The following is a 21,680-nucleotide window of genomic DNA, read 5'->3' as shown; positions in this document are numbered from 1 at the left end:
TGGACGGATCGCCCCATAAAACGAACTACTTGCCCAAGGCGCGGTCAATGGCGGCGGTGAAGGCGTTCAAGGGCTGTGCGCCAATGATCACCTCTGAGCCGCCCTCCCAGACGAGGAAGAAGGTGGGCGTCCCTGTGATGCCGTAGAACTGCCCATCCTCCACATCCTTGTTAATGATATTCGCATATTGAGCGCTGTCCAAACAGCGAATGAAGCGTGTCTGATCGCGCACGCCGACTTCTCCGGCAAAAAGGATCAACGAGGCACGCGAGAGCCGCTCCTGATTGACATAGAGCTTGTCGTGATAGTCCCAGAACATGCCTTGTTCGGCGGCACACTCCGAGGCAAGCGCCGCCCGCCGTGCGTTGGGATGGATCGAATCAAGCGGGAAGTGGCGGTACTCAAAGCGGATTTTATCCCCATAGCGGGCAAAGAGCGCCGGATAGACCTCTTGGTGATGCCGCCCGCAGAAGGGGCATTGGAAATCGGAATATTCGATCAGCGTGATCGTCGCGTTCAGCAAGCCCCGCGCCGGACGTTCTGGGTCTGGGCTTGGGACTGTCCGAATGGTGAGCGGCGTTGGCGTGGCGAGGGTGATCGCCGTAGCGGTGACGGCAAGACCGCCCACCGTTGGCGGCGGCGGTGGCTGTGTCCCGCCAGCAATTGCCGTTTGCGTGCCGGACACAGCTGCCTCAATGGTTGCCGGAATATTCGGCGTCGAGACGAGTGCTGTCCGTGTTTGGGCGGCAAAGGTAGCGGCAACCGCCGTCCCAATAAAGATCGCCCGATCCGTCGCGGCGATGATCGCCCCAACGGTGGCTTGGATGGGCGGTGTTGTCGTGGGCGGTATAGCGCGGGCGGTCAGCGTGCGCATGACAAAGGCGGAGACATCCGGCGTGGCGGTGAAGGCGGCGGTATTCGTCGGGCGCGGCGTGGGCGTTGCCAGCAGGGAGGCATATTGCTGCCGGACGTTTGCCACATCGATCTTCACCGTCTCCCGCACACGGGTCAGAACGGTTGCCATCTCCGCCTGAAACTCGGTGGGCGTCAAACCCTGAAGAAAGACGAAAATCTGCGAGTCCAAAAGCGCCACATAAGTATCGATGGTCAGGCTGATTTGCTGCCGCGTTTGGTTGCTCTCGCGGGTGACACGGCGCGGATAGTAAAGCGCCTTGACGCCGGCAAGCTCAGCATTCTGCAACAGGGAGGGATCGTAATTTTCGACAAAGGCGGCAAGCAGCGCCTCGTTGGTCGGGTTCGCCGTCAGCACGGGGTTTTCAAAAAGGGCAATGGGCAGCACCGCAATTTGGAAAAAAGTGTCGGGAGCGCCCGTTTGAAAGAAGATGTACGCCGTTGGCCCAGCGCGTTGAAGGTTTTCCACCTGCCAGCGGACAGGGCGATCCAACTGGACGGCGCCATCAATCGCCCGCCAATCAACAAACGCCAAGCCCGTAAAGGGATTCGTCAGCGTCGGTACGGGGGTGAGCGTGTTTGTCCGGCGCGGCGTATGGGTCAGCGTCCGCGTGGGCAGCGCCGTTGGGGTGAAGGTCAGGGTGCGGGTGGGAAGCACCATTGGCGAGGGAAGGGTTGTTGGTGTGCGCGTGGGGAACATTGTCGATGAGGGGCGCTGCGAGGGAAGCGCTGTTGGCGTATGGGGCGGCGTGTTCGTGGCGGCTTGGGCAAGACTTAGCTCACCCTCGCCATCCGCCGCGGCGATCCCCTTCGGCAAGCGTGGGAGGATCATCCCTGCTAGCGCCACAAGGCACAGCGGGATCAACAGGGTGCTTAGGAAAGATCGTTTTCCCCTCGGTGGTTGATGGTTCATGAACTTGCTCCTAACCGCACAGAATATCGAAGATTATAATAACCTCTGAAAAAAGCGATAGAAATGACCACACAAAGATAGGATGGGCGCATGGCGGAAATTCTTTATGGACGATGGGCGGTTTTGGAAACGCTGCGGGCAAACCGCCGCACCCCAACCCAACTGATGATTGCTGAGGGCGCCGAAGAAAAAGGGGCGCTCACCGATATTCTCAGCCTTGCCAGCGCCCGCAACATTCCGGTAAAAAAACTAGGGCGGCGGATGATTGACGACTTGGCGCAAGGGGCGAATCATCAGGGCGTCGTCGTCCGTGTGGATGCCTATAAATATGCCACGCTGGAAGCGGTGATCGATGGCGCGGCGGACGCCAAAGAGAAACCTTTCATCCTCGTCTTAGATTTGCTCCAAGACCCGCAAAATGTGGGGACGCTGCTGCGGGCGGCGGATTCGGTTGGGATTCACGGAGTGATCATGCAAGATCGGCGCGGGGTGGCGGTCACGCCGGCTGTCGTGAATGCCTCCTCCGGGGCGGTGGAACATCTGCGCCTGGTGCAGGTGACGAACCTTGTCAACGCCATGAAATGGCTCAAAGAGCAAGGCGTTTGGCTGGCGGGCTTGGATATTGGGGCAAGTTTGCTCCCGATGGATCGCGCCGATCTGAATATTCCGCTGGCGCTTGTCTTGGGCAGCGAGGGGGAAGGGATGCGCCGCTTGGTGAAAGAGACGTGCGATCTCGTTCTGACGCTTCCCATGCGCGGGCATGTCCAGAGTTTGAATGTCTCCACAGTGGGCGCGGTGGCGCTTTACGCCGCATGGCAAGCGCGGGGGTGGGCGGGCTGGAGCGGCGGAAAGTAAGGATAGAGGCGCAACCTTCCCCTTCGCGCCGCGTACTACATCTTAGAAGGGATGCACACTATGACCGCGAACGGAACACCGCCATCGGATCGATCTGACGCATCGGCAGCCAGCCCGGGTTGTTTACTTGGGATTCTCACCTTCCTTTGGCAAGGCATTTTACGCTTGCTTGGCTTTGCCGGAAAAACCGCCCGCGCCACGATCATCCCTGCCGATACGCAGTACCAGGCTTATGTCGATGCGTGGGTTTCGGAACGGATTGCCATTTGGCTGCACGAGACACGCGGCGAGATTGAAACGAAAGCAGCAGCGGAATACTTGCTTGGCAAGGGCGCTCACCCAGAGATTATGCCGCTCATTCAACAAACGCTGATCGACGCCAAAATCACCTTTTCGCAGCGCGAGGGCAAGCAGTTCTTAGAGGTAGAGGCGTATATGTCGCCCCGCCAGATGAATGGGAAAGTCCCGCAGCTTTTGCGCTGGCGGGCAGAGCGCGAGATTGCGTGGCAAGATATTCCCGACACCGTGCGCGAACGGCTGATCCGCCTGCGCGAGCCGGTGACGCTTGCCTACAGCCTGCCGGGGGCGGCAATCTAGTAGTTCGCCACAGTAATTTCTAAAAGAACCCCTATCCCCCGCCCCTTTCCCCGCACGCGGAGAAAGGGGAAAAGACGAACGGCGTCTTTTGCCTTTTAAGCCCCGAAGGGGTGGCTGTTTTCAGCCCGCTGCTTTAGCGGCGGGCGCTCACGGGCGGCGCTGGGCGCAGCGCCTTGCGCTCCTACGAAAATGACGCGAGTTATCTTCTTGATGGACTACTAGCCATGTTTCAAGGCTTACTTCCGATCCTCGGCGTGGGGGCGATCTTTCTTGCCGCCTTCCTGTTTTGGGAGGCGATCCAAAATTGGGTTGCCGATCTGATCGTCCGCGCCGCCGAGCAGTTCAAAGGGCTTGGCTACCCGCTGCAATCGGCGTTGGTGATCGTGGATCGCGTTGTTGTCAACGGGCAGCGGATGGTCGCCGCCCTCGCCCGCCTGACCTACCGAAAATCCGAGGATCACCTGATCCACGTTGAAGAATCGCGCCCCGTTCGGACGGAAGACCTTCCCGCCGATGTCCGCGCTAAACTGGAACGCGGCGAATCCTATCACTATACCATCCGAAAGTAGGTCGTCTCCATGCCCGTTGATTGGTTAGCGAACGCCCGTGAGAAAAACAAGACGGATCGTCCGGCAGAAAATTTGGGAGAATCCTTGAGCCTCTTTACGCCCGATACCCCCCGCCGCCGCCTTGCCGATCTCGTCGTTAGCGCGGCAACCGAAGCCCAGTTACGGACGGCGTTGGCGAAGATCAAACACCACGATCAGCTTTACCATGAATGGGGCTTGGCTGCTATTCACCCCGAAGGGCGTGGCATTGCCATTAACTTGTATGGGGCGCCGGGGACGGGCAAAAGTTTTGCCGCTGAGGGCATTGCCGAACACCTCGGACGCCCTATCCTGCGCATTGACTACGCCCAATTAGAATCGCGCTTTGTCGGCGATACGCCGAAGAACATCGTTGCCGCGTTTGAGGCGGCGCGGCTGGCGAACGCCGTCTTGTTCTTTGACGAAGCCGATTCCGTCCTCAGCCGCCGCGTGACGAACATCACCCAAGCGGCGGATTACGGGGTGAATATCTCGCGCAGCACGCTGCTGTTGCAGTTGGATCAATTTGAAGGGGTGGTGCTGTTCGCTACGAACCTTGCCGCCAACTATGATCCCGCCTTCGTCCGGCGCATTTTGGCGCATGTCCATTTTGCCCCGCCGGATGCTGATGCGCTCATTCGCCTGTGGCGCTACCACCTGCCCGCCGCGCTGCCCCTCACCCCGGAGGTGACGCCCGAAGGCTTGGCGGCATTGAGTGAGGGATTGTGCGGCGGGGATATTTTGAATGGGGTGATTTTGGCGGCGGCAGCGGCGGCAGAGCGGCGCGATGTGGCAGTGAGTCTAGCCGATTTTCGGGCGGCGCTCGATCAAGTGCGGCAGGCAAAGCACGAGGTGGGGCAGCCCCTCGCTCTGAGCGGCTTGTTTCCAAACGAGTAGGATGCAGCGGGGTTAACCGGACGCCCCATGGGGCGTCCCTACTCTACTTTTTTGGAATTTGGTATACACTTGAGGGTTATTGCCGTTTCTTCATAAGGAGGCATAACCCACCATGAAAAAATTCCTTGTGTTGATCGTTATCACCATGCTTCTCCTTGCTGGAATCGCCATGCCAAGCGGGGCAGCCACTGCCGCTGCCTATGTCTCCAGCTATGAAATCACCTGTAATTCGTTCTGGGCAAAGGGGACAGCCACCAGTCCCTTCGTCTCCCTCTCTACCTATAGCACCTATACCGATGAGGAACATTTCATCATCCTACCAGTGGTTGACGGGAAATTTGAGGCGGCATTCACCTTTCCTGAATTACCCGCCGGAACGGTTGTCGAATTTTTTGTTTGGGGGACGCTGAATCTCTACACGAACACAGGCGATCCCGGGTTTTGGGATGGACAATCCTTCTTTAGTTCGTATGTCTTTTGCACCCCGGGTGACGGCGGGCGCAGCGTGCCGAAGGGCTTCCAACTGCGGACAATCACCTGTGATGTGGCGGTCTTTAACGAGCCGGGCGGCAGCCCTGTTGCCAACGGCGCGGCGATCCGGGGCGGGCAAACGTGGTTTGTAAACCCCACCCCCAAAACAGCGGCAGATGGATCGTCGTGGACAGAGATTTTCGTCAGTGGGGTGTTGAATGGTTATATCCCCACCGCCTGCGTGGGGTAGGATGCGGCAGGGTTAACCGGACGCCCCAGGGGGCGTCCCTACGAAAAACGGGGTACGGTCTTTCCCTGTTTTCAGCCCTGTCCTTTAGGGCAGGGTCGGGCAGACGCCCCAGGGCGCGTCCCTACACCCCCAAGCACAGGCAAAAAACGATCTCCCCCGGAAAGACAACCTCCGTCACCGCCCACGACGCCCCAACGATGATCTTCCCCAACAAATGGCGGTAACTAGCGCTTAGGTCGCTGCGCCCGCTCATCCCCTGTGCCGGCAGCGAGACAAGCGCCCAAGGCACCCCCGCCCCCGCCAGCGCCTCTAAGAGGGCGCGGCTTGTCCCATGACGGCGCTGCTCAAAACGATGCACTTCCTTGAAGATCAAAGCGACCTCCGCCGTGATAGTCGGCGGCTCGGCAAGAATATCCTGAAGGTGGGCGTGCGCTAGTGGGTAGTGGGTGGCGAAAAACGTCTTGAGAAAGGCGATCCGTGCCGCGTGAATATCATAAGCATGGTAGACCGCCTCGGCGGGCAGCCCCATAAAGGGCAGCAAAAGCGGATTCAACCCACAGGCGAGGTCAAGGATCGTCGTTGGGACGCCCGTCACGGCAAAGATGCGCTCATAAAAGGCGGGGAGCAGCGCCAACCGTTCCCGCGTGGAGGTATGTTGAGCGGCAAGCGTTTTACAGAGCGTGTCGCGCTCCGTGCCGACCACCCCGCGCAGCTGCTCCGCCGCAGCCGGATAATCGGGATCGCCCAAATAATCGGCAACAATATTGTGCAGCCGCGCCCGCGCCATTTTCAGAGCCTCTTTCGGCGTTTTGCTGTGGCGCACGGCAAAGGCAGCAACATCGCGCAGGGTGCTTTCCGCCGTCCCCGCATATTTCGGGGAGCGCTGTAACACGCTCAGCAGCCCCGCAAGGTCTGGAAGGTCTGGCTCGTTCTTGTCGGACTGGCGCTTGTCTGGCACACTACCCCTCATGATGAACACGCTCTACATTGTACCAACGCCTATCGGCAATTTGGAAGATATGACCGTGCGGGCGGTGCGCGTGCTGAAAGGCTGTGTGCTGATCGCCGCTGAAGATACCCGTCACAGCCGAAAGCTGCTCGATCACTACGCGATCACCACCCCCACAACGAGTTTTCACGAATTCAGCCCGGAAGGGAAGATCACCACGCTGCTGGCGGCGTTGGAACGAGGCGATGTCGCCTTGATCAGCGACGCCGGCACACCGGGGATCGCTGATCCGGGCTACGAATTGATCGGCGCAGCTTTACAGCAAGGCGTCCGCGTGGTCGTCTTGCCGGGGGCAAATGCCGCCTTCACCGCCCTGCTAGCCTCTGGCTTTGATCCTTCGGCGTGGCTGTTTTTGGGCTTTCCGCCGCGCCGCGAAGGGAAACTGCGGGCGTTTTTTGCGGCGCTGGCAGAGTACTCCGAAGTGCTGGTTTTCTACGAAAGTCCGAACCGCGTGGTGGAGACGCTGCGAGCAGCACGCGCTGTTTTAGGGGATCGCCCCGTCTGTGTCGCCCTTGAGGTGACCAAATTTTACGAGGAATTCCAACGGGGGACGCTCAGCGCGGTGATCGATCACTACACGGCGACGCCCCCACGCGGCGAGGTGACGGTGATCCTACAGGGGGCGTCCACCCGACTCCCACCACGCCCCGCGCCCTGTCTACAGGAAAAGGGGTTCTGACCCAAAAACATCAACACCGCCAAGTTGGTCTCTTTTGAGGGATACCCTTCTTGGCAGATGTTCCTTTTTCTAATTGCGGACACGCCTTTTAGCGGCGGGATCAGCCCCCCGCGTAGCGCTGGCGGATGTTCGGAATCAAATAGTCCTCAAATGCCCGCTCAAGATTGTAGTCGGGCGACCATCCCCAATCGTTGCGGGCGGCGGAATCGTCCACATCGAGGGGCCACGAATCGACAATCGCTTGGCGTTTCGCATCCGGCTGAAAGGTGATTGCTGCGTTGGGGAAGGCGGCTTGCGTGCGTCCCCAAAACTCGGCAGCAGAGGGGTTGAACGCGCCGATGTTATAGACTTGGCGGGTCAGCCGCTCGTAGGGGGCGCTCTCTAAGGTCATAATCGCGTTGACCGCATCGGGCATGACCATGAAGGGGATGCGCGTATCCTCCCGCACAAAGCAGCTGTAGGGCTTCCCCTGTGCCGCGCTGTGGAGCATCTCTGGCGCGTAGTCGCTCGTTCCACCGGTGGGCAGCGTATAGGCGCTGATAACGCCCGGAAAACGGATGCAGCGAAAATCAACATGCTCAAAGCGTTCGTCGGCGTCCAACTGGCGGTAGTGCTGTGTGTAGTAGCGCCCCAACTGCTCGGTATAGAGCTTGTTCACCCCGTACATCGTGCGCGGCGTGGGAAATTGATCCTCGGTCACTTTGCCCGCTGCCGCTTTGCTTGCCAAATTTGGGACGCCATACACGGCGATGGAACTGGGATAGACAACCTTCACCCGATGCCCCTGAAGGCGCGACTGAATCACGGCAATTTCCAGCATGTTCAGCGTCCCGTTCACATTGACACGGTGGGCAAGCGTCGGCTGCCGCTCGGAACGGGTGGAGAGCAAGGCGGCAAGATGAAAAATCGTGTCGAAATCAAAGCCCGTAGACAGGCTTTCGAGGACGTTCATCTCGGTGATATCACCGATCACCGTCCGGTAGACCTTTCCGTAAAGTGATTCGTCCAACGGGTGAAGGTCAAGGGCGACAATACGGGCGCGGGTGTGTTCGGCAAGATAAGCGATCAGCCCATGACCGATCTCGCCATTCGCGCCAGTGATTAAAATCGTGCGCTGCGACATAAAAGTGACTCCAGAGGGTGCAAAAAGAACGCACAAACGCGATTTTTTGAGGAACTTGGGGCAACACTATACCCGTAAAGGCGTAAAGAGCAAAAGGGGCGAAAAGGGCAAAAGGGGCGAAAGAGACGAAAGCGTGGGTAAGGCGTTGCCTTCACGTTGCATGGGATAGCGTACAATTGATCACGAGAGAGATAACTTGCAGCCTAGCCTTTAGGAACACATGCCGAACATCGTAGATCAGGACGACATTTTGGGGTTTGAGGACGCCCCCCATGGCGACCACTCAACCAAACACACTGCCGATTACGCCGCCGACCAGCCCACCCATGATGGCGATCTCCCGACCATCCCTATGCCTGCTGTTATGCGGGCATCCTCCCTGCCCAAATTGGCGAAATCGTCGTTGACGCAAACGCCCTACATGCTTGCCCAGACGCCACCCCCACCGCACCCCCCACAACGCCCAGTGAGGGGGCAGCGGCGCTCTCCCGTGCGCTTCCGGCGCGATGGCATGACATGGGCAATGCTTGCCCTCATCGCCTTTGCCGTAACGGTCATGGCGGGTGTTTTGGGTGTTATTACCTTGCGCGTCATTGCCAACCGCGAGGGCGTGTCTTCGGCGGCGAACCAACCGCCCACGCCCACGCTGACTATTCCCACCTATGCTGCTGCGCTCCCCTCGGCAAGCCAGCCCTCCGGTGTGTTTGACCCCAACCAGCCGACGCTTGTCCCGCTTGGGGTTGACCTTCAGGCGTGGGATGGACAGGCACGCTTCACCGTTCTTATGTTGGGAATCGACAAGCGCCCCAACGACAAGGGGACAGCCTTCCGCACCGATTCGATGATTTTGGTCAGCATCGATCCCCTCACGCAGAGCGTGGGCATGTTGAGCATCCCCCGCGATCTCTACGTGGAAATCCCCCAAAACACCGTCGTCACCAACGCCTACGGCTTGCAAAAGGTGAACACCGCCTACTTTCTGGGCGAACTCGCCCGCCCAGGGTACGGCGGACTTTTGGCGATGCAGACCGTCCAGTACAACCTCGGTGTGCGCATTCACGATTACGTCGTCTATGATTTTGAGGCGATCACCACCCTGATTGATGCCGTTGGGGGTGTGCCGATCACCGCTGCCGAGTCCATTTACGATCCGCTCTACCCCGATATGTACGGTGGCTATGATCCGCTCTCAATTCAGGCGGGGTGGCAGATCATGGATGGGGCGATGGCGCTCAAATATGCCCGCACGCGGCACGGCTCAACGGATATTCATCGGGCGCGGCGGCAGCAAGAAGTGATCATGGCGCTCCGCCAGCGCATCCTCAGCGAGGGCTTGATCCCAAACCTCATTCTCCAAGCGCCCTCATTATGGGCGTCCCTAGATAAGCACCTCAAAAGTGGGCTGAGTTTGGAGCAGATCGTCCGCCTTTTGCTCTATGTCAAAGACATTCAGACGATCCGGCAGGGGGTGATCGATTTTCGCTATGTGACTGATGTGATGTGGAGCGGGGCGGAAGTCCTCGTCCCTAATCGGGCGGCGCTTGGTAGGCTTCTGGTAGAGGTTTTCGGGGCAAATTACAGCGGCGAGTAGCGGCGCCACCGTGTGGTCGTCCGCGTCATTTGTTCCCCCGCACCCCCGTAGGGACGCCCTCTCTGGCGTCCGGCTGCGCCCGACGGTAAACCATCGGGCTGAGACCAACCCCCCCTACGGGGTTTGAAAAGCAAGCCATTTTGTATTCAAGCCCCGTAGGGGTGACTATTCCTAGCGCGGGCGTCCGCGCCCTACCCCGCCCTATTCGGCGGCGGCGCGTAAGGCGCGGACGCCCGCCACAATGCCTTCCGATGCGCCAAAAATGGCATGTCCGGCGATCAACACATCGGCGCCGGCGCGGACGACCTGCCCCGCTGTAAGCGGATCAATGCCCCCATCAACGGCGATTTCAATGTGCCGCCCTTCCATCTGCATGGGCTGCACCGCCCGCCAAATCTGATTGATCTTGGTCAGCATGGTGGGGATAAAACGCTGTCCCCCAAAGCCTGGATTGACGGTCATCACCAAGATGCGATCCACATCGGGCAGCGCCTCGCGGATCATCTCAAAAGGGGTATGTGGATTCAAGGCGACGCCGACCTGTATCCCCGCCTCTTTGATCTCTTGAATAACACGATGCAAATGGGGGCAGGCTTCCACATGGACGGTGAGCATCGTTGCCCCAGCGCGGACAAACGCCCCAATGTAACGCTCTGGCTCAACAATCATCAGGTGGGTGTCAAGGGGGAGCGTCGTCAAGCGCCGCGCCGCCGCCACGATGGGCATCCCAAAGGTGAGATTTGGGACAAAACGCCCGTCCATCACATCGAGATGGAGCATATCTGCGCCGGAATCAGCCACCGCCTGAATGTCCTCGGCAAGGCGAGTGAAATCGGCGGCAAGCAAAGAAGGGGCAATTTTGACGGGCATAACCATCCTTATCGGTTGTCACCTTGACCATCTTCATGGGCTGTTGGGACGCTTCCAGAGGGCGCCCACTCTTGTGTACGGGGGCAGGGGGGAAGGGGTTCTTCCCCTCTGCCCGCACAATCCCTTTACCGAGCGACGGCAAAGGGCAGCAGGGCAAGCCCTTCTTTCTGTCCCTCCACCAAGACTGTCTCGCGCTGTTCGGCAACATTGACGAGAATCAAGTTGCTGCGAATGTCCTTGTTATCGATCTTGTTTTCTTTGGCGGTGACGATCAACGTCCCATCGGCAGAGACGGCAAAGCCCTGAAACACACCGCGCACAAGCAGCCGCCGCTGTCCGCTGGCGAGGTCAAGGTAGCTGATGGAGTTGGAATCGCCCGTTGTCGCATAGTAAATGCGCGATCCATCGCCCGACCATGCCACGCCGTTGATCCGATCACTGCGGTTGCCGCCGACGATCTTGGCGGGTTCGGCTGCCCCATCAAGGCGCAGGGTGTAGAGCGTCTCCGCGCCGCTGCCCGTGCGGGTGATGAAGGCGAGCGTCTTTCCATCGGGGCTAAAGAGGAAACGGCGCGGCTGCACCGGATGCCGATCCGTGACAACAAACGTGGCGGCGGTGGTGACCACCCCATCGCTCAGGTTGACGCGGACAAGATCAGCGATCTCCAAGTTCAAGCCGTTGGGGACAACCAACAACAAGGCGCTTTCGCCCGGAAGGACGAAAATATCACTGGTTGCCACGGTGGGGAAGTACGCCCCGCCGGCTTTCCCTTGCGCAATATTCGTGCTGTTGCCGCCCGTAAAGGCTGAACGCATCAAGCGCCAGGATGTCCCTTTGCCTTCACACTTCTCGCCAAACAAGGTAAAGACACCATCGCCCGCCCGCACAACGCGCCCACTGGTGAAAACGCAGTTTTCAAGAGGGCGAATGTCCTGCTCAATGAGGCGCTCGCTTGCCCCATCCCACCAGCGCAAATCGGCGGCGTTCGCGTCGCCATCGCTATTGGCAAAGAATTGCAACATGAGCGCCCCATCGTTGTAGAGTTTGTAGGCGGTGACATCGGTGGTGCTGTGTTGGTTGCTGCCATCAACAGGATTCAAAATATCGAGCCGTCCTACCGTGAAGGGCAGTTTGAGCGCGTCGGCGTTGAGCCGCAGGACGCCCAACCATCCCCCAAAGGGGCTGACTTGGATGAAGCCATTCACCGTGCAGGCAGCCCCGTGATTATCCCCCAAGGGGACAACGGCGCCGGTGATCAGGTTGACCACCGTTTGGGGGGCGCTGGCATCTGCGCCGAGGTGGTAAATCAGGTTATCGCCAAAGCGCAAGCAGGGGACTGCCAATGCACGCGGCGAGGCAGCCGTGGTGACGAGGGCAAACGCGCCGTTTTCACCATAGAAGGCAAATTCCGCCGTATTCGGATTCCACGCCAAGACACGCGGGCTAAAACTTGGTACTTGGGCAGCGACGAGATGCGCCGAAACACTGGAAAAAATGAACACCAGTGTCAGAGCCACCATCAAAATTACTCGTTTAGGCATAGCTTCCAGACTCCTTTGAGATGAGTTCGTCCTCAAACTAGAGAAAGATAATCATAGGACTTACGCCGTTAGACACGATTACCCCCTCGTTCATCAAAAGGGGGAAGTTGAGGGGGAAACCCTCTCAACACCTCTTTTCCCTTTCTCCCACAGGGGGAGAGGAGGTGAGGGCAACGGCGTAACCCCTCTATCAATCATAGCGCCTTCAAGAGGTTCAATGTGTGTCTTTCGATGTTAGCTTGTGGCGGCGGGTTGAAAATAAATTTGGATAGGCATTTGCGCCAAGCGTATTTGATCGCCATCGTGCAAGCGAAACGGACGGTGCGGCGTGAGACGTGTCCCGTTCAGAAACGTTCCGTTGCTGCTGCCCATGTCCCACAAGTCAAGGCGGTTGTCCGGCGTATGGCGGATGATCGCATGACGACGGCTAACGCCCATCCGAAAGCCAGCAAAGGGCGTCAGGTCTACATCAGGCATCGTCCCGGTGGCGGGGTCTTTCCGCCCAAAGACAAGCTCGCGGTCAAATTTCAGCAGCAGGGAGGTGGCATTATCGACCACAATCTTCAAAAGCATCCCCACCATAAAGACATCCGACCCCAAGTGAAGGGTCGTCTCTGCCATCATGGAAAGCGCCTTGCTCTCAAAGGTTTTTGTCCCAAGCGGTGCTGCACCAATCAGACTTGTCCCGCAGTTCTCGCAAAACACCACGCCCAGACGATTATCATGTTTACAATTGGGGCATTTCTGCATAGTGTCCCGTCGTCCAATCACATACGATGGCAATCTACATCCCTAGTCTAGCCCAGAACGGTGCGAAAACCAACCAATCATGCTAGGCTCTTGTGGGATTCAGTCTTACAGCGGTAGAGTGGGCGTTCATCTTTCACCTAAGGGTCTATCCGTAAATTACAGGTAACGTTTAGGGCAAACCTTCATCCCCCTATTGTTGATGGCATTCAGGGTGCGGTGCTTGCCAAAGGTATCTTTCTTAGCACTGCCCTGATTACAAACCAAACCTGAATTTGCCGATAGGCACTAAGGTTAGCCCGTTGGGGTTAACGATGGTTCTTGGAATTTCGCCGGCTCAATGCGCTTGTACATGCCAATAATTACCAACACATAGGCTTTCTTCATGACCCTCAGTTTTCCCAAAATTCGCCTCACTGCCAGCACGCGAACCTTCATCTTGATCACCGCTTTTCTCAACCTTGCCGGCATTGGGATCATCAATCCGGTCTACCCCTTCATTGTTCAGAAATACGTCGCCCCGCCCGATCAGGCGACGGTGATCGCCATGTTGTTTTCGTCCTATGCCTTTTTTCAGTTTTTCTTCGTCCCCTTGTTGGGGGCGCTCAGTGATCGCTTTGGGCGACGCCCCGTCTTGCTGATCAGCCTTGTCGGGTCTGCCTTTGGCTACTTTATTTTTGGCATTGGTGGCTCGTTGGCAATCCTCTTTTTGGGGCGGATTATCGACGGCATCACGGGCGGCAACCTCGCCGCCATTTACGCCTTCGCCGCCGATATTACCGAGCCAAAAGACCGCACGCGCTTTTTCGGCGTCATTGGGGCCGTCTCCGGGTTGGGGTTCGTCGTCGGTCCGGCGCTTGGCGGGCTGCTCTATTCGATCACCGGCATCTACGAATCGCCCGTCTATTTTGCGGCAATCGTAACCCTGTTGAATACCGTGTGGGGCGTGTCTGTCATGCCCGAAAGCCTCCCCCAAAGCAAACGCCAGAAGGTTGAAGCCCGCCGCCTAAACCCCTTCACCCAGTTGTTCAGCGCCCTCACCCTGCCCCAAACGCGCCTGCTGCTGACGGCAGTGTTCATTTGGGCGGTTGCTTTTGCTCTCTTGCAAGCCAACTTGGGACAGATGTTGAAAGATGTCTTTCGGTGGGATGTCAGCCAAACCAGCGTGATTTTTTTCATTGTCGGCGTTATGGGGATCATCACCCAGGGGGTTCTCATCCGGCGTTTGCTGCCCCGCTTTGGCGAAGGGCGCTTAGCCATTGCCGGACTGGTGATCCAAGCGGGCGGCTTTGCCCTCACCTCGTTCACCATCCTTTTACGGGTCGAATTTTTGGTCTACTTCTGTCCGATTTTCGTCGCGGTGGGGAACGGCTTGATCATCCCCGCCATCACCGGACTCATGTCCAGCGCGGTCAGCGCCCAAGAACAAGGCAAGGTACAAGGCGGCAATCAATCCGTACAGGCATTGGGGCGCGTTGTCGGTCCGATTGCCGTCCCCTCTAGCTACGCGGTGAGTCCCGCTGGACCGTACATGCTTGGAACGGTGGGGCTGTTGGTGGCGGCGCTCTTTGCGGCGGCATCACTCCCTGTTCTGACCGCCTACAAAAAGAAACACCCTCCCGCCTCATAAATACAGCGCGAGGGTAAGTATTGCCCCGCTTTAGGCGTCAATCCCTCTACCTTAAACAGGCACCTTACGCCGTTGGGGTTGTCCACCCCATAGCCATCAAAAACGGCAAATTGAGGGGGCTTCCCCCTCAAAAAAACGCATTCATGGGTAGTGAGGGTCTGTGCGTAAGGTGCGTTAAAAATAGCGGGTTTTACACACAGGGAGTACGAATCCAGTGACCCTTACCTTTGACTGTCTTAGCGCCCCGCAGGAGCTAAAGGCACTTCGGGGCGAATGGAACGATCTATTAGCGACGAATCACACGAATGAAGTGTTCCTCACCTGGGAATGGCAAACGACATGGTTCAACACCTACCAGCCGGGCGATCTCTACGTGATCATCGCACGGGACGAGAGCGGGCGCCTGGTGGGTATTGCCCCCTGGTTTATTGACGGCGAGGGGCGTGTCCTGCGTCCGATTGGCTGCGTCGATGTGACCGATTATCTTGATCTGATTGTCCGCCCCGACCACCGTCCGGCGGTTTTCAGCGGGTTTGCCGCACATCTTGCCCAAAACCGGACGCTGTTCAGCCGCGTGAATCTGTGTAACCACCCCGATGGATCGCCCGCGCTGACCACCTTTGCCGAGGCGCTCAGGGCGGCGGGCTTTACGGTGACACTCGTCCCGCAAGAGGTCTGTCCGGTGATTCCCCTCCCCGCCACCTTTGAAGACTATCTGAATGGTCTGGACAAAAAGAATCGCCACGAGCTGCGCCGAAAACTGCGTCGTGCCGGAGCCGAGGAAGAAGGCGTGGCGTGGCATATCGTTGGGGCAGGCGATGATCTTCCGGCGGCGATAGAAACCTTCACCGCGCTTATGGCGGCAAGCTCCCCGCAAAAGGCGGATTTCCTTGCCGATGCCAAGAACGGGGCGTTTTTCCGCGCCATTGTGCCGCAGATTGCCGCCTGTGGCTGGTTGCAGCTATCCTTCCTCACCGTTGAGGGGACGCCTGCCGCCGCCTATCTCAACTTTGATTATGACAACCGCATTTTGGTCTACAACTCCGGCTTGATTCCGGTGACTTATGGGCATCTTAGTCCGGGCATCGTCCTCTTGGCACACCTCATTGAGGACGCCATTAGCAAGGGTCGCCGCGCTTTTGACTTTCTGCGCGGGAATGAAGACTACAAATACCGCATGGGCGGCGTCGATAAACCCGTCTACGAGATCAAGGCGGACTAACCCCCCACCCTCTCCCCCTTTCCTTGTCTATAGGGGAAGGGGGAGAGGCGTTCTTAGCCAGCCAATCATGTGGGGGCTGCACACCCTCCCCGTTGATCTTCCGCCCATTCGCCCCTAAAATGGTAGGAAACCACCACCTGAGCAACTCTTTGCATGGATCAAAAAGACTACTACAAAACACTCGGCATTGACCGCGCCGCCAGCGCCGATGACATTCGTAAGGCGTACCGCACCCTCGCCCGCCAGCTTCACCCCGACCACAACCCCGGTGATAAGGACGCCGAATCACGTTTCAAGCAGATCAACGAGGCATACGAAGTCCTCAGCGATGCCGACAAACGCGCCAAGTACGACCAATTGGGCGCAAATGTCAACAGCTACAAGCAGTGGCGCAGCTACGCTCAAGAGACGACCACTGGCGAGGGCGGCTTTGCCGATTTTATCGCCAATGTCTTTGGCGGTGGGCGGGCGCGGGAGAGCTACAAAGCGCCCATTCGCGGGCGCGATCTGGAACAGCAGATCGAAATCACCCTTGAGGAAGCCTATGGCGGCACAGACCGCGTGCTGACACGCGGCGCAAAACGGCGCACGATCCGTATTCCGGCGGGGGCAAAAGACGGCACACGAGTCCGCGTGGCGGGCGAGGGCGAGGCGGGTTTTGCCGGCGGTGGTTATGGTGATTTATTCCTCATCGTCAGCGTGAAGCCGCACCCCGTTTTTGAACGCCGCGAGGACGACCTCACCTGCGATTTGAAGATTGATCTGTTCATCGCCGTCCTCGGCGGGGAAGTGACGCTCCCCACGCTCTCCGGCGATGTGAAAGTCCGCATCCCTCCGGGTACACAGTCTGGGCAGACGATTCGCGTCAGCGGGCGGGGAATGCCCAACATGCGCCAACCCGACCAGCGCGGTCACCTGTTCGCCCGCGTCCTGATTCAAGTCCCCACCAATTTGAACGGGCATGAACTGGCGCTGTTTGAGGAGCTTGCCGCCCTGCGGGAAATCAGAACGAGCGATTCGGGGCAGTGACCGTCCGCCCCCCTGATGAGACAGCGGGGCTTGGTACATCGGCTGAACGGTGATAAAATGGCGCACACTCTGACCTCTCTACGGTTGGTGTGTTGGGGATATAACCCAAGATAGGATCACCTATCCCAACCCGATTCAGACAGCGAAAGAGCGCCTTATCCCCTTCCTTAACCCAAACACACCAACAGGTATGGCAGGGAAACAGACACAACGATAACGTACAGTTGAGGGCAAGACCGAAGCATGATTGATGTGAATGATTTGCGCAAAGGGGTGACGTTCACCTTTGATGGCGCATTGTACCGTGTGTTGGACTATCAGCATCACAAGCCGGGGCGCGGCAATGCCACCATCCGCACCACGCTGCGCGACCTTCGCAAGGGGTCAACGATCACCCGCACCTTCACCAGTGGGGATCGCGTTCAGGATGTCCGCGTCGAAACCTTTGGCGTTCAATACCTTTACCACGACGAAGATTTCGTCCACTTCATGGATACCACCACCTACGAACAACACGAACTGACGGTGAGCATCTTTGGCGATGACCTCCTCTACATGGCGGAAAATATGGAGATGAGCCTCGTCCGCTTCGAGACTGAGATCATCGATTACGAACTCCCCGTAAACGTGGAGATGGAGGTTGTGGAGGCGGAAAACGCCGTCGCCGGAAACACCGCCAATGGCGCATCGAAGAAGATCAAAACCCAAACGGGCTTAGAAGTTCAAACGCCGCTCTTTGTCAATCTTGGGGATCGGATCAAGGTCGATACCCGCGATGGCAGCTACGTGACGCGGATCAACTAGCCTCTGCATAGGCAGCATCGGTTATGAAAACACCCGCCGGGAAAGAATGTCCGCATTACTATGCGGATTTCCACCGCCAACGGTCTAAACAGGAATGTCGCCTTGCCAAGCGCAATCCGGCATCGGCGGCGTGGAAACCCGGCGATTGCGTGCGGTGTGCCGTGCCGGATATTTTGAGGGCGAACGCCAGCCCTCACCTCAATCTGACACTCACCATCCGTCCGGGCATTGTGTTTGGCATTGGGCGGGCGGTGGTTGTCACGGCACACTGCGAAAAGCATCAGGTGGCGGTTGCCGATGCCTTCGTGGGCTGCCCCCAATGCAATGAGGAACGCCCAGGCTTCGACCTGTTCCGCGATGTGATCAACACCCTTGACGATCCACAGACTCCCTAGCGCTGCTGGATCGTCGTTCACCCAACAAACCCTATGATCAAAGCCGTCCTGTTCGATCTGGATGATACACTGCTGCGCCTGAACAGCGGGTTCTTGCGCACCTATATGATGGGCATTGGCGGCTTGCTGGGCGAGCTTGCCCAACGCCACCCCACCAAAGAAGAAGTCCAGGGTGGAATGCGCGGGGCGGTGGCGATGATGATCGCCAACAACGACCCCACCCGCTTCAACCGTGAGGTCTTCGGCACGAAATTAGCCGAATCGTTTGGCGTGGATGCCGCCGCCCTGCAGCGTGCCTTTGACACCTTTCATCACAACGGCTACCAAGCGACGCGCACAGCGATCACGCCCATTCCGGGTGCGGCGGAACTGGTAGATCGCCTCTTGGCGGCGGGGATCAGCCTGACAGTGGCAACAAATCCCTTTTTTCCCCTAGATCAGGTGCGGATGCGTATGGGATGGGGCGGGATCAACCCCGATCTGCCCTTCGCCTGGATCACAAACATGGATGAGTGCCACTTCACGAAGCCGAGTCCCTATTATTACGAGGAAATCCTCGCCCGTGTGGGCGTTGAACCGGACGAGGCGATCATGGTGGGCGACAGCTATGAAAACGACATTCTGCCCGCCACACAGGTGGGAATGTACACCTATTGGATTGACGATCCGGCACAAACCCCCCTCCCCCCTGAACCGGGCAGCGGCGCGGTGGTGCTGCCCAAAATCACCCCGCATGGGCAGGGGACGCTTGCCGAATTCGCCGCCCTATGGGAGGGCGGGTGGTTCAAAGCGCTTGCCCAGACACCGCTGCCCCGCTTGATGCCCACCCAAGTTGCCCCGTGCATGGTGGGGAATACAGGAGCGCTCTTTGGGATCATCGATACGGCGCTCCCTGAACACTGGCAAAAACGCCCGCTGGCAACCGAATGGACGCCCTTAGAGATCATTTGCCACCTGCGCGATAGCGAACGCGACGTACAGCGCCCCCGTTTGGAGCGCATTGCCCGTGAGGACAACCCCTTCATCGAGCCATCGCCCACGCCCCCCGCACCGGGAGAGATGGATGTACGCGGGGCGACAGCGGAAAGCGCAGCAGCGGCATTTTGGGCAGAGCGTCAAAAGACGTTGACGTTCTTGGCGGAATTATCGCCGGAACAGTGGGGACGCCTCGCCCGTCACAGTGTTTTGGGGCGGACGACGCTGCTGGAAATGGCGATCTTCACCACGCGCCATGATCGGCTGCACATCACCCAACTGTGCCAGACGTTGGGGCGCTGCCGCGAAGAGTGACAACGAACCAGACAAACCACAAAAAATAAGAGCCTTCCGTGAAACCTTCCTACCGTCCTTACCTTGCCCTTGTTGTTGGTGTGTTGGCGGCGTCGTCTGCCTCGGTGTTCATCCGCTATGCGCAGGTGGCGGGGGCGTCTTCGCTGGTCATTGCCCTGTGGCGGGTGGCGCTGGCAACGCTGATCCTGACGCCCTTCGTCCTTGCCCGCCATCGCCCCACACTTCTAAACCTGAAAGCGGGGCAGATTGGGTTGGCAGTCCTTGCCGGCGTGTTCCTCGCCCTCCACTTTGCCAGTTGGATCACCTCCCTTGAGTACACCTCCGTCCTCATCAGCGTGACGTTGGTGACAACGAACCCACTGGTGGTTGCCTTTGTCTCCCCCTTCTTACTGCGGGAAAAGCTCACCCGCGTCACCATCGGGGCGATTGTCTTGGCGATCATTGGTGGGGTGATCATCAGCGCCACTGGCGATGTTGGCGCAGCGCCGAAACAAGATTCCGCCCTGATCGGGATCGGCTTGGCGCTCATCGGCTCGCTGACCGTCGCCGCCTATTTCATCATCGGGCGGCGGCTGCGGGCGACGCTCCCCCTCCTCCCCTACATTTGGCTGACCTACGGCGCGACGGCGCTCACCCTCTTGGCAATGGTGATCCTCAACCGGCTGCCGATCACCGGATTAGGCGGTGACGCCTATCTGTGGATGTCGCTCACCGCACTGTTTCCCCAATTGGTGGGACACTCCCTGCTAAATTATGCGCTTGGCTTCCTCTCCGCCTCGTTCGTCAGCCTCAGCGTCTTGGGCGAGCCGATTTTTAGCACGCTTTTTGCCGCCTTCCCGCCCATTAGCGAGACGCCGAAAGTGATCCAGATCGTTGGCAGCGCGGTGATTCTGATTGCCCTCGTCATTGCCAGCCGCGAGGAAACGCGGAAGGAAACCGCCCGCCAGCGGGAACGCACCGCAGACGCCTAGCTCCTAGCTTTAAACGAACCACTCGAAGGTTTTTTGCCGATGAAACTTCTCGTTGTTGTGTCCTCCCTTGATCTGACTCAACCTTACAGCGCAACGCCTGCTTGGTGGCAGTTGTTGAAGGCGCTTTACGAAGAAAACGTAGAGGTCTTGGCAACCACCTATCAGGGCGCGGCGGTGGAAAGCCTTTGGTGGCGGGCGCTTCCTAATCCGGTCAAAGGCTTTGGCGATACCTTCAAGGCGCTGAAAGACGTGGCGGGGCGCTTTAAACGAGGGACAAAGGCGGCTGCCGTAGAGACTGGACAAGGCGGCGAGAGCAGCGCGGATCGCCTTCAACGGACGCTTGCCCAGCGGGTGATCCTCCCCCGCTGGAAAGCCTTCATGACGAAACACCTGACCGCCCACCCCGATGTGGATGCCGTGATCTTCCTGACTATCCCGCTGAATCACGTCGTTGGGTTGGCGGCGTTCATCCGCGAACGGTTCGCCAAGCCCGTCTTTTATTATGATGGCGATGTCCCCGCCAGCTTGCCGGAATTCGCCGGATTTTCTAGCGGATTCAAGATGTATCCGGGCGCTGATCTGGGCGAATACGAGGCATTCCTCTCGAACAGTCTTGGCGGGTGTGAGACGCTGCTCAAAATGGGCGCTCGCGCTGCCTACCCACTTTACTATGGCGCTGATCCCGATCTGTTTAGCCCTGTTGCTGCCGCTCAGGATGTGGATGTGTTTTTTTACGGTCACACTCGCGAATACCGCGAGGCGTGGATTGATGGGATGCTGCGCGACGCCAGCCATGCCCTTCCCGCTGCCCGCTTTGCTGTGCGTGGGCGCGGCTTGGGCGACCTCGGACGGACGACGATGCTCCCTTACCTTTCCTTTAGCAAACTGCGCGAATATGCCTGCCGCAGCCGGATCAACCTCGTCATTACACGACAGGCGCACGCCTCGGTAGTTGCCTCCTCAAGTTCACGCCCCTTTGAACTAGGGGCAATGGGCGCAGCGATGGTTTGCAATCCGTATGCGGGGATTGAGACGTGGTTTGAGCCAGAGAAGGAGCTTGTCGTCGTCCAAACGCCCGCCGAGGCGGTGGAACGCTACCGTTGGCTCTTGAGCCATGAGTCAGCGCGGGCGGCGATGGGTGCAGCGGCGCGGGCGCGTGTTTTGGCGGAGCATACCTTCCGTCACCGCGCCCGCGCCCTGATTGCCATTGTGCGCGGCACAGGTTAGTCGTCTGTCAGAAAGAGTTCTAAAAGAACCCCTATCCCCCCCGGTTACTGCGCAGCAGTCGCCTTTCCCC

The 21,680-nt window shown here is 58.6% G+C and carries 21 protein-coding genes; 15 read left to right on the top strand and 6 right to left on the bottom strand.

Annotation, left to right across the window (positions count from 1 at the left end; all coding sequences use genetic code 11):
• Positions 1 to 25: 25 nt before the first annotated feature.
• Positions 26 to 1,825 (bottom strand): thioredoxin domain-containing protein, encoded by a 1,800-nt coding sequence (locus HS103_04865; protein ID MBE7512130.1) that lies wholly within the window; start codon positions 1,823 to 1,825, stop codon positions 26 to 28.
• A gap of 90 nt (positions 1,826 to 1,915) precedes the next feature.
• On the opposite strand from HS103_04865, the gene rlmB reads away from it, so the two are divergent.
• From rlmB to HS103_04840, 5 genes are all read left to right on the top strand, one after another.
• On the top strand, positions 1,916 to 2,680 hold the full coding sequence (gene rlmB / locus HS103_04860; protein ID MBE7512129.1) for a 23S rRNA (guanosine(2251)-2'-O)-methyltransferase RlmB: 765 nt from the start codon (positions 1,916 to 1,918) through the stop codon (positions 2,678 to 2,680).
• A 60-nt stretch (positions 2,681 to 2,740) separates the two neighbouring features.
• The gene (locus HS103_04855) at positions 2,741 to 3,277 is read left to right on the top strand and encodes a hypothetical protein (GenBank protein ID MBE7512128.1); all 537 of its coding nucleotides are present in this window, start codon (positions 2,741 to 2,743) and stop codon (positions 3,275 to 3,277) included.
• Between the two features lie 224 nt (positions 3,278 to 3,501).
• Complete coding sequence (locus tag HS103_04850) at positions 3,502 to 3,846, top strand: hypothetical protein (protein MBE7512127.1); 345 nt, start codon at positions 3,502 to 3,504, stop codon at positions 3,844 to 3,846.
• A 9-nt stretch (positions 3,847 to 3,855) separates the two neighbouring features.
• The gene (locus HS103_04845) at positions 3,856 to 4,761 is read left to right on the top strand and encodes an ATP-binding protein (GenBank protein MBE7512126.1); all 906 of its coding nucleotides are present in this window, start codon (positions 3,856 to 3,858) and stop codon (positions 4,759 to 4,761) included.
• A gap of 112 nt (positions 4,762 to 4,873) precedes the next feature.
• A complete protein-coding gene (locus HS103_04840; protein MBE7512125.1) occupies positions 4,874 to 5,482 on the top strand; it encodes a hypothetical protein in 609 nt (202 codons plus the stop codon).
• Positions 5,483 to 5,603: 121 nt separating this feature from the next.
• Here the strand turns inward: HS103_04840 and HS103_04835 are convergent, their stop codons facing one another.
• Positions 5,604 to 6,440 (bottom strand): hypothetical protein, encoded by an 837-nt coding sequence (locus HS103_04835; GenBank protein MBE7512124.1) that lies wholly within the window; start codon positions 6,438 to 6,440, stop codon positions 5,604 to 5,606.
• Between HS103_04835 and rsmI the strand changes: the two genes are divergently transcribed.
• A complete protein-coding gene (rsmI, locus tag HS103_04830; GenBank protein ID MBE7512123.1) occupies positions 6,415 to 7,170 on the top strand; it encodes a 16S rRNA (cytidine(1402)-2'-O)-methyltransferase in 756 nt (251 codons plus the stop codon). The two genes, HS103_04835 and rsmI, sit on opposite strands and share 26 nt — an antisense overlap.
• 100 nt (positions 7,171 to 7,270) lie before the next feature.
• On the opposite strand, the gene HS103_04825 is transcribed toward rsmI, so the two are convergent.
• Positions 7,271 to 8,293: an NAD-dependent epimerase/dehydratase family protein gene (locus HS103_04825; protein ID MBE7512122.1), complete on the bottom strand. Its 1,023-nt coding sequence runs from the start codon at positions 8,291 to 8,293 to the stop codon at positions 7,271 to 7,273.
• Positions 8,294 to 8,513: 220 nt separating this feature from the next.
• Here HS103_04825 and HS103_04820 point away from each other — a divergent pair, with 220 nt between their 5' ends.
• On the top strand, positions 8,514 to 9,884 hold the full coding sequence (locus HS103_04820; GenBank protein MBE7512121.1) for an LCP family protein: 1,371 nt from the start codon (positions 8,514 to 8,516) through the stop codon (positions 9,882 to 9,884).
• Positions 9,885 to 10,085: 201 nt separating this feature from the next.
• Here the strand turns inward: HS103_04820 and HS103_04815 are convergent, their stop codons facing one another.
• The 3 genes from HS103_04815 to HS103_04805 all read right to left on the bottom strand — a co-directional run bounded on the left by HS103_04815 (position 10,086) and on the right by HS103_04805 (position 13,045).
• On the bottom strand, positions 10,086 to 10,760 hold the full coding sequence (locus HS103_04815; GenBank protein ID MBE7512120.1) for a ribulose-phosphate 3-epimerase: 675 nt from the start codon (positions 10,758 to 10,760) through the stop codon (positions 10,086 to 10,088).
• Between the two features lie 119 nt (positions 10,761 to 10,879).
• Positions 10,880 to 12,295, bottom strand: coding sequence for a PD40 domain-containing protein (locus HS103_04810; protein MBE7512119.1), 1,416 nt, complete (start codon positions 12,293 to 12,295; stop codon positions 10,880 to 10,882).
• A 234-nt stretch (positions 12,296 to 12,529) separates the two neighbouring features.
• The gene (locus tag HS103_04805) at positions 12,530 to 13,045 is read right to left on the bottom strand and encodes an FHA domain-containing protein (GenBank protein ID MBE7512118.1); all 516 of its coding nucleotides are present in this window, start codon (positions 13,043 to 13,045) and stop codon (positions 12,530 to 12,532) included.
• Between the two features lie 382 nt (positions 13,046 to 13,427).
• Here HS103_04805 and HS103_04800 point away from each other — a divergent pair, with 382 nt between their 5' ends.
• The 8 genes from HS103_04800 (at position 13,428) to HS103_04765 (ending at position 21,610) form a co-directional block, all read left to right on the top strand.
• Positions 13,428 to 14,672, top strand: a complete 1,245-nt coding sequence (locus HS103_04800; GenBank protein ID MBE7512117.1) for an MFS transporter — start codon at positions 13,428 to 13,430, stop codon at positions 14,670 to 14,672.
• 214 nt (positions 14,673 to 14,886) lie between these two features.
• Positions 14,887 to 15,894 (top strand): GNAT family N-acetyltransferase, encoded by a 1,008-nt coding sequence (locus HS103_04795; protein MBE7512116.1) that lies wholly within the window; start codon positions 14,887 to 14,889, stop codon positions 15,892 to 15,894.
• 153 nt (positions 15,895 to 16,047) lie between these two features.
• Positions 16,048 to 16,923, top strand: coding sequence for a J domain-containing protein (locus HS103_04790; GenBank protein ID MBE7512115.1), 876 nt, complete (start codon positions 16,048 to 16,050; stop codon positions 16,921 to 16,923).
• 243 nt (positions 16,924 to 17,166) lie between these two features.
• Positions 17,167 to 17,727 carry an elongation factor P gene (gene efp, locus HS103_04785; GenBank protein ID MBE7512114.1) on the top strand — a complete coding sequence of 187 codons (561 nt, stop codon included), beginning with the start codon at positions 17,167 to 17,169 and terminating at the stop codon, positions 17,725 to 17,727.
• 23 nt (positions 17,728 to 17,750) lie between these two features.
• The gene (locus HS103_04780; GenBank protein ID MBE7512113.1) at positions 17,751 to 18,122 is read left to right on the top strand and encodes a hypothetical protein; all 372 of its coding nucleotides are present in this window, start codon (positions 17,751 to 17,753) and stop codon (positions 18,120 to 18,122) included.
• A gap of 33 nt (positions 18,123 to 18,155) precedes the next feature.
• A complete protein-coding gene (locus tag HS103_04775) occupies positions 18,156 to 19,412 on the top strand; it encodes an HAD-IA family hydrolase (GenBank protein MBE7512112.1) in 1,257 nt (418 codons plus the stop codon).
• A 38-nt stretch (positions 19,413 to 19,450) separates the two neighbouring features.
• On the top strand, positions 19,451 to 20,383 hold the full coding sequence (locus HS103_04770; GenBank protein ID MBE7512111.1) for a DMT family transporter: 933 nt from the start codon (positions 19,451 to 19,453) through the stop codon (positions 20,381 to 20,383).
• 39 nt (positions 20,384 to 20,422) lie between these two features.
• Positions 20,423 to 21,610: a glycosyltransferase gene (locus tag HS103_04765; GenBank protein ID MBE7512110.1), complete on the top strand. Its 1,188-nt coding sequence runs from the start codon at positions 20,423 to 20,425 to the stop codon at positions 21,608 to 21,610.
• Positions 21,611 to 21,680 lie beyond the last annotated feature (70 nt).

The sequence above is a fragment of the Anaerolineales bacterium genome, from assembly GCA_015075625.1.
Lineage (GTDB): Bacteria > Chloroflexota > Anaerolineae > Aggregatilineales > UBA2796 > UBA2796.
This window is presented reverse-complemented; position numbering and strand designations above follow the sequence as displayed.

Bases quoted from the DNA above. Each gene is read 5' to 3' on its own strand.
- HS103_04865 (MBE7512130.1), bottom strand. From the start codon at position 1,825: ATGAACCATCAACCACCGAGGGGAAAACGATCTTTCCTAAGCACCCTG.
- rlmB (MBE7512129.1), top strand. From the start codon at position 1,916: ATGGCGGAAATTCTTTATGGACGATGGGCGGTTTTGGAAACGCTGCGG.
- HS103_04855 (MBE7512128.1), top strand. From the start codon at position 2,741: ATGACCGCGAACGGAACACCGCCATCGGATCGATCTGACGCATCGGCA.
- HS103_04850 (MBE7512127.1), top strand. From the start codon at position 3,502: ATGTTTCAAGGCTTACTTCCGATCCTCGGCGTGGGGGCGATCTTTCTT.
- HS103_04845 (MBE7512126.1), top strand. From the start codon at position 3,856: ATGCCCGTTGATTGGTTAGCGAACGCCCGTGAGAAAAACAAGACGGAT.
- HS103_04840 (MBE7512125.1), top strand. From the start codon at position 4,874: ATGAAAAAATTCCTTGTGTTGATCGTTATCACCATGCTTCTCCTTGCT.
- HS103_04825 (MBE7512122.1), bottom strand. From the start codon at position 8,293: ATGTCGCAGCGCACGATTTTAATCACTGGCGCGAATGGCGAGATCGGT.
- HS103_04820 (MBE7512121.1), top strand. From the start codon at position 8,514: ATGCCGAACATCGTAGATCAGGACGACATTTTGGGGTTTGAGGACGCC.
- HS103_04815 (MBE7512120.1), bottom strand. From the start codon at position 10,760: ATGGTTATGCCCGTCAAAATTGCCCCTTCTTTGCTTGCCGCCGATTTC.
- HS103_04810 (MBE7512119.1), bottom strand. From the start codon at position 12,295: ATGCCTAAACGAGTAATTTTGATGGTGGCTCTGACACTGGTGTTCATT.
- HS103_04805 (MBE7512118.1), bottom strand. From the start codon at position 13,045: ATGCAGAAATGCCCCAATTGTAAACATGATAATCGTCTGGGCGTGGTG.
- HS103_04800 (MBE7512117.1), top strand. From the start codon at position 13,428: ATGACCCTCAGTTTTCCCAAAATTCGCCTCACTGCCAGCACGCGAACC.
- HS103_04790 (MBE7512115.1), top strand. From the start codon at position 16,048: ATGGATCAAAAAGACTACTACAAAACACTCGGCATTGACCGCGCCGCC.
- efp (MBE7512114.1), top strand. From the start codon at position 17,167: ATGATTGATGTGAATGATTTGCGCAAAGGGGTGACGTTCACCTTTGAT.
- HS103_04780 (MBE7512113.1), top strand. From the start codon at position 17,751: ATGAAAACACCCGCCGGGAAAGAATGTCCGCATTACTATGCGGATTTC.
- HS103_04775 (MBE7512112.1), top strand. From the start codon at position 18,156: ATGATCAAAGCCGTCCTGTTCGATCTGGATGATACACTGCTGCGCCTG.
- HS103_04765 (MBE7512110.1), top strand. From the start codon at position 20,423: ATGAAACTTCTCGTTGTTGTGTCCTCCCTTGATCTGACTCAACCTTAC.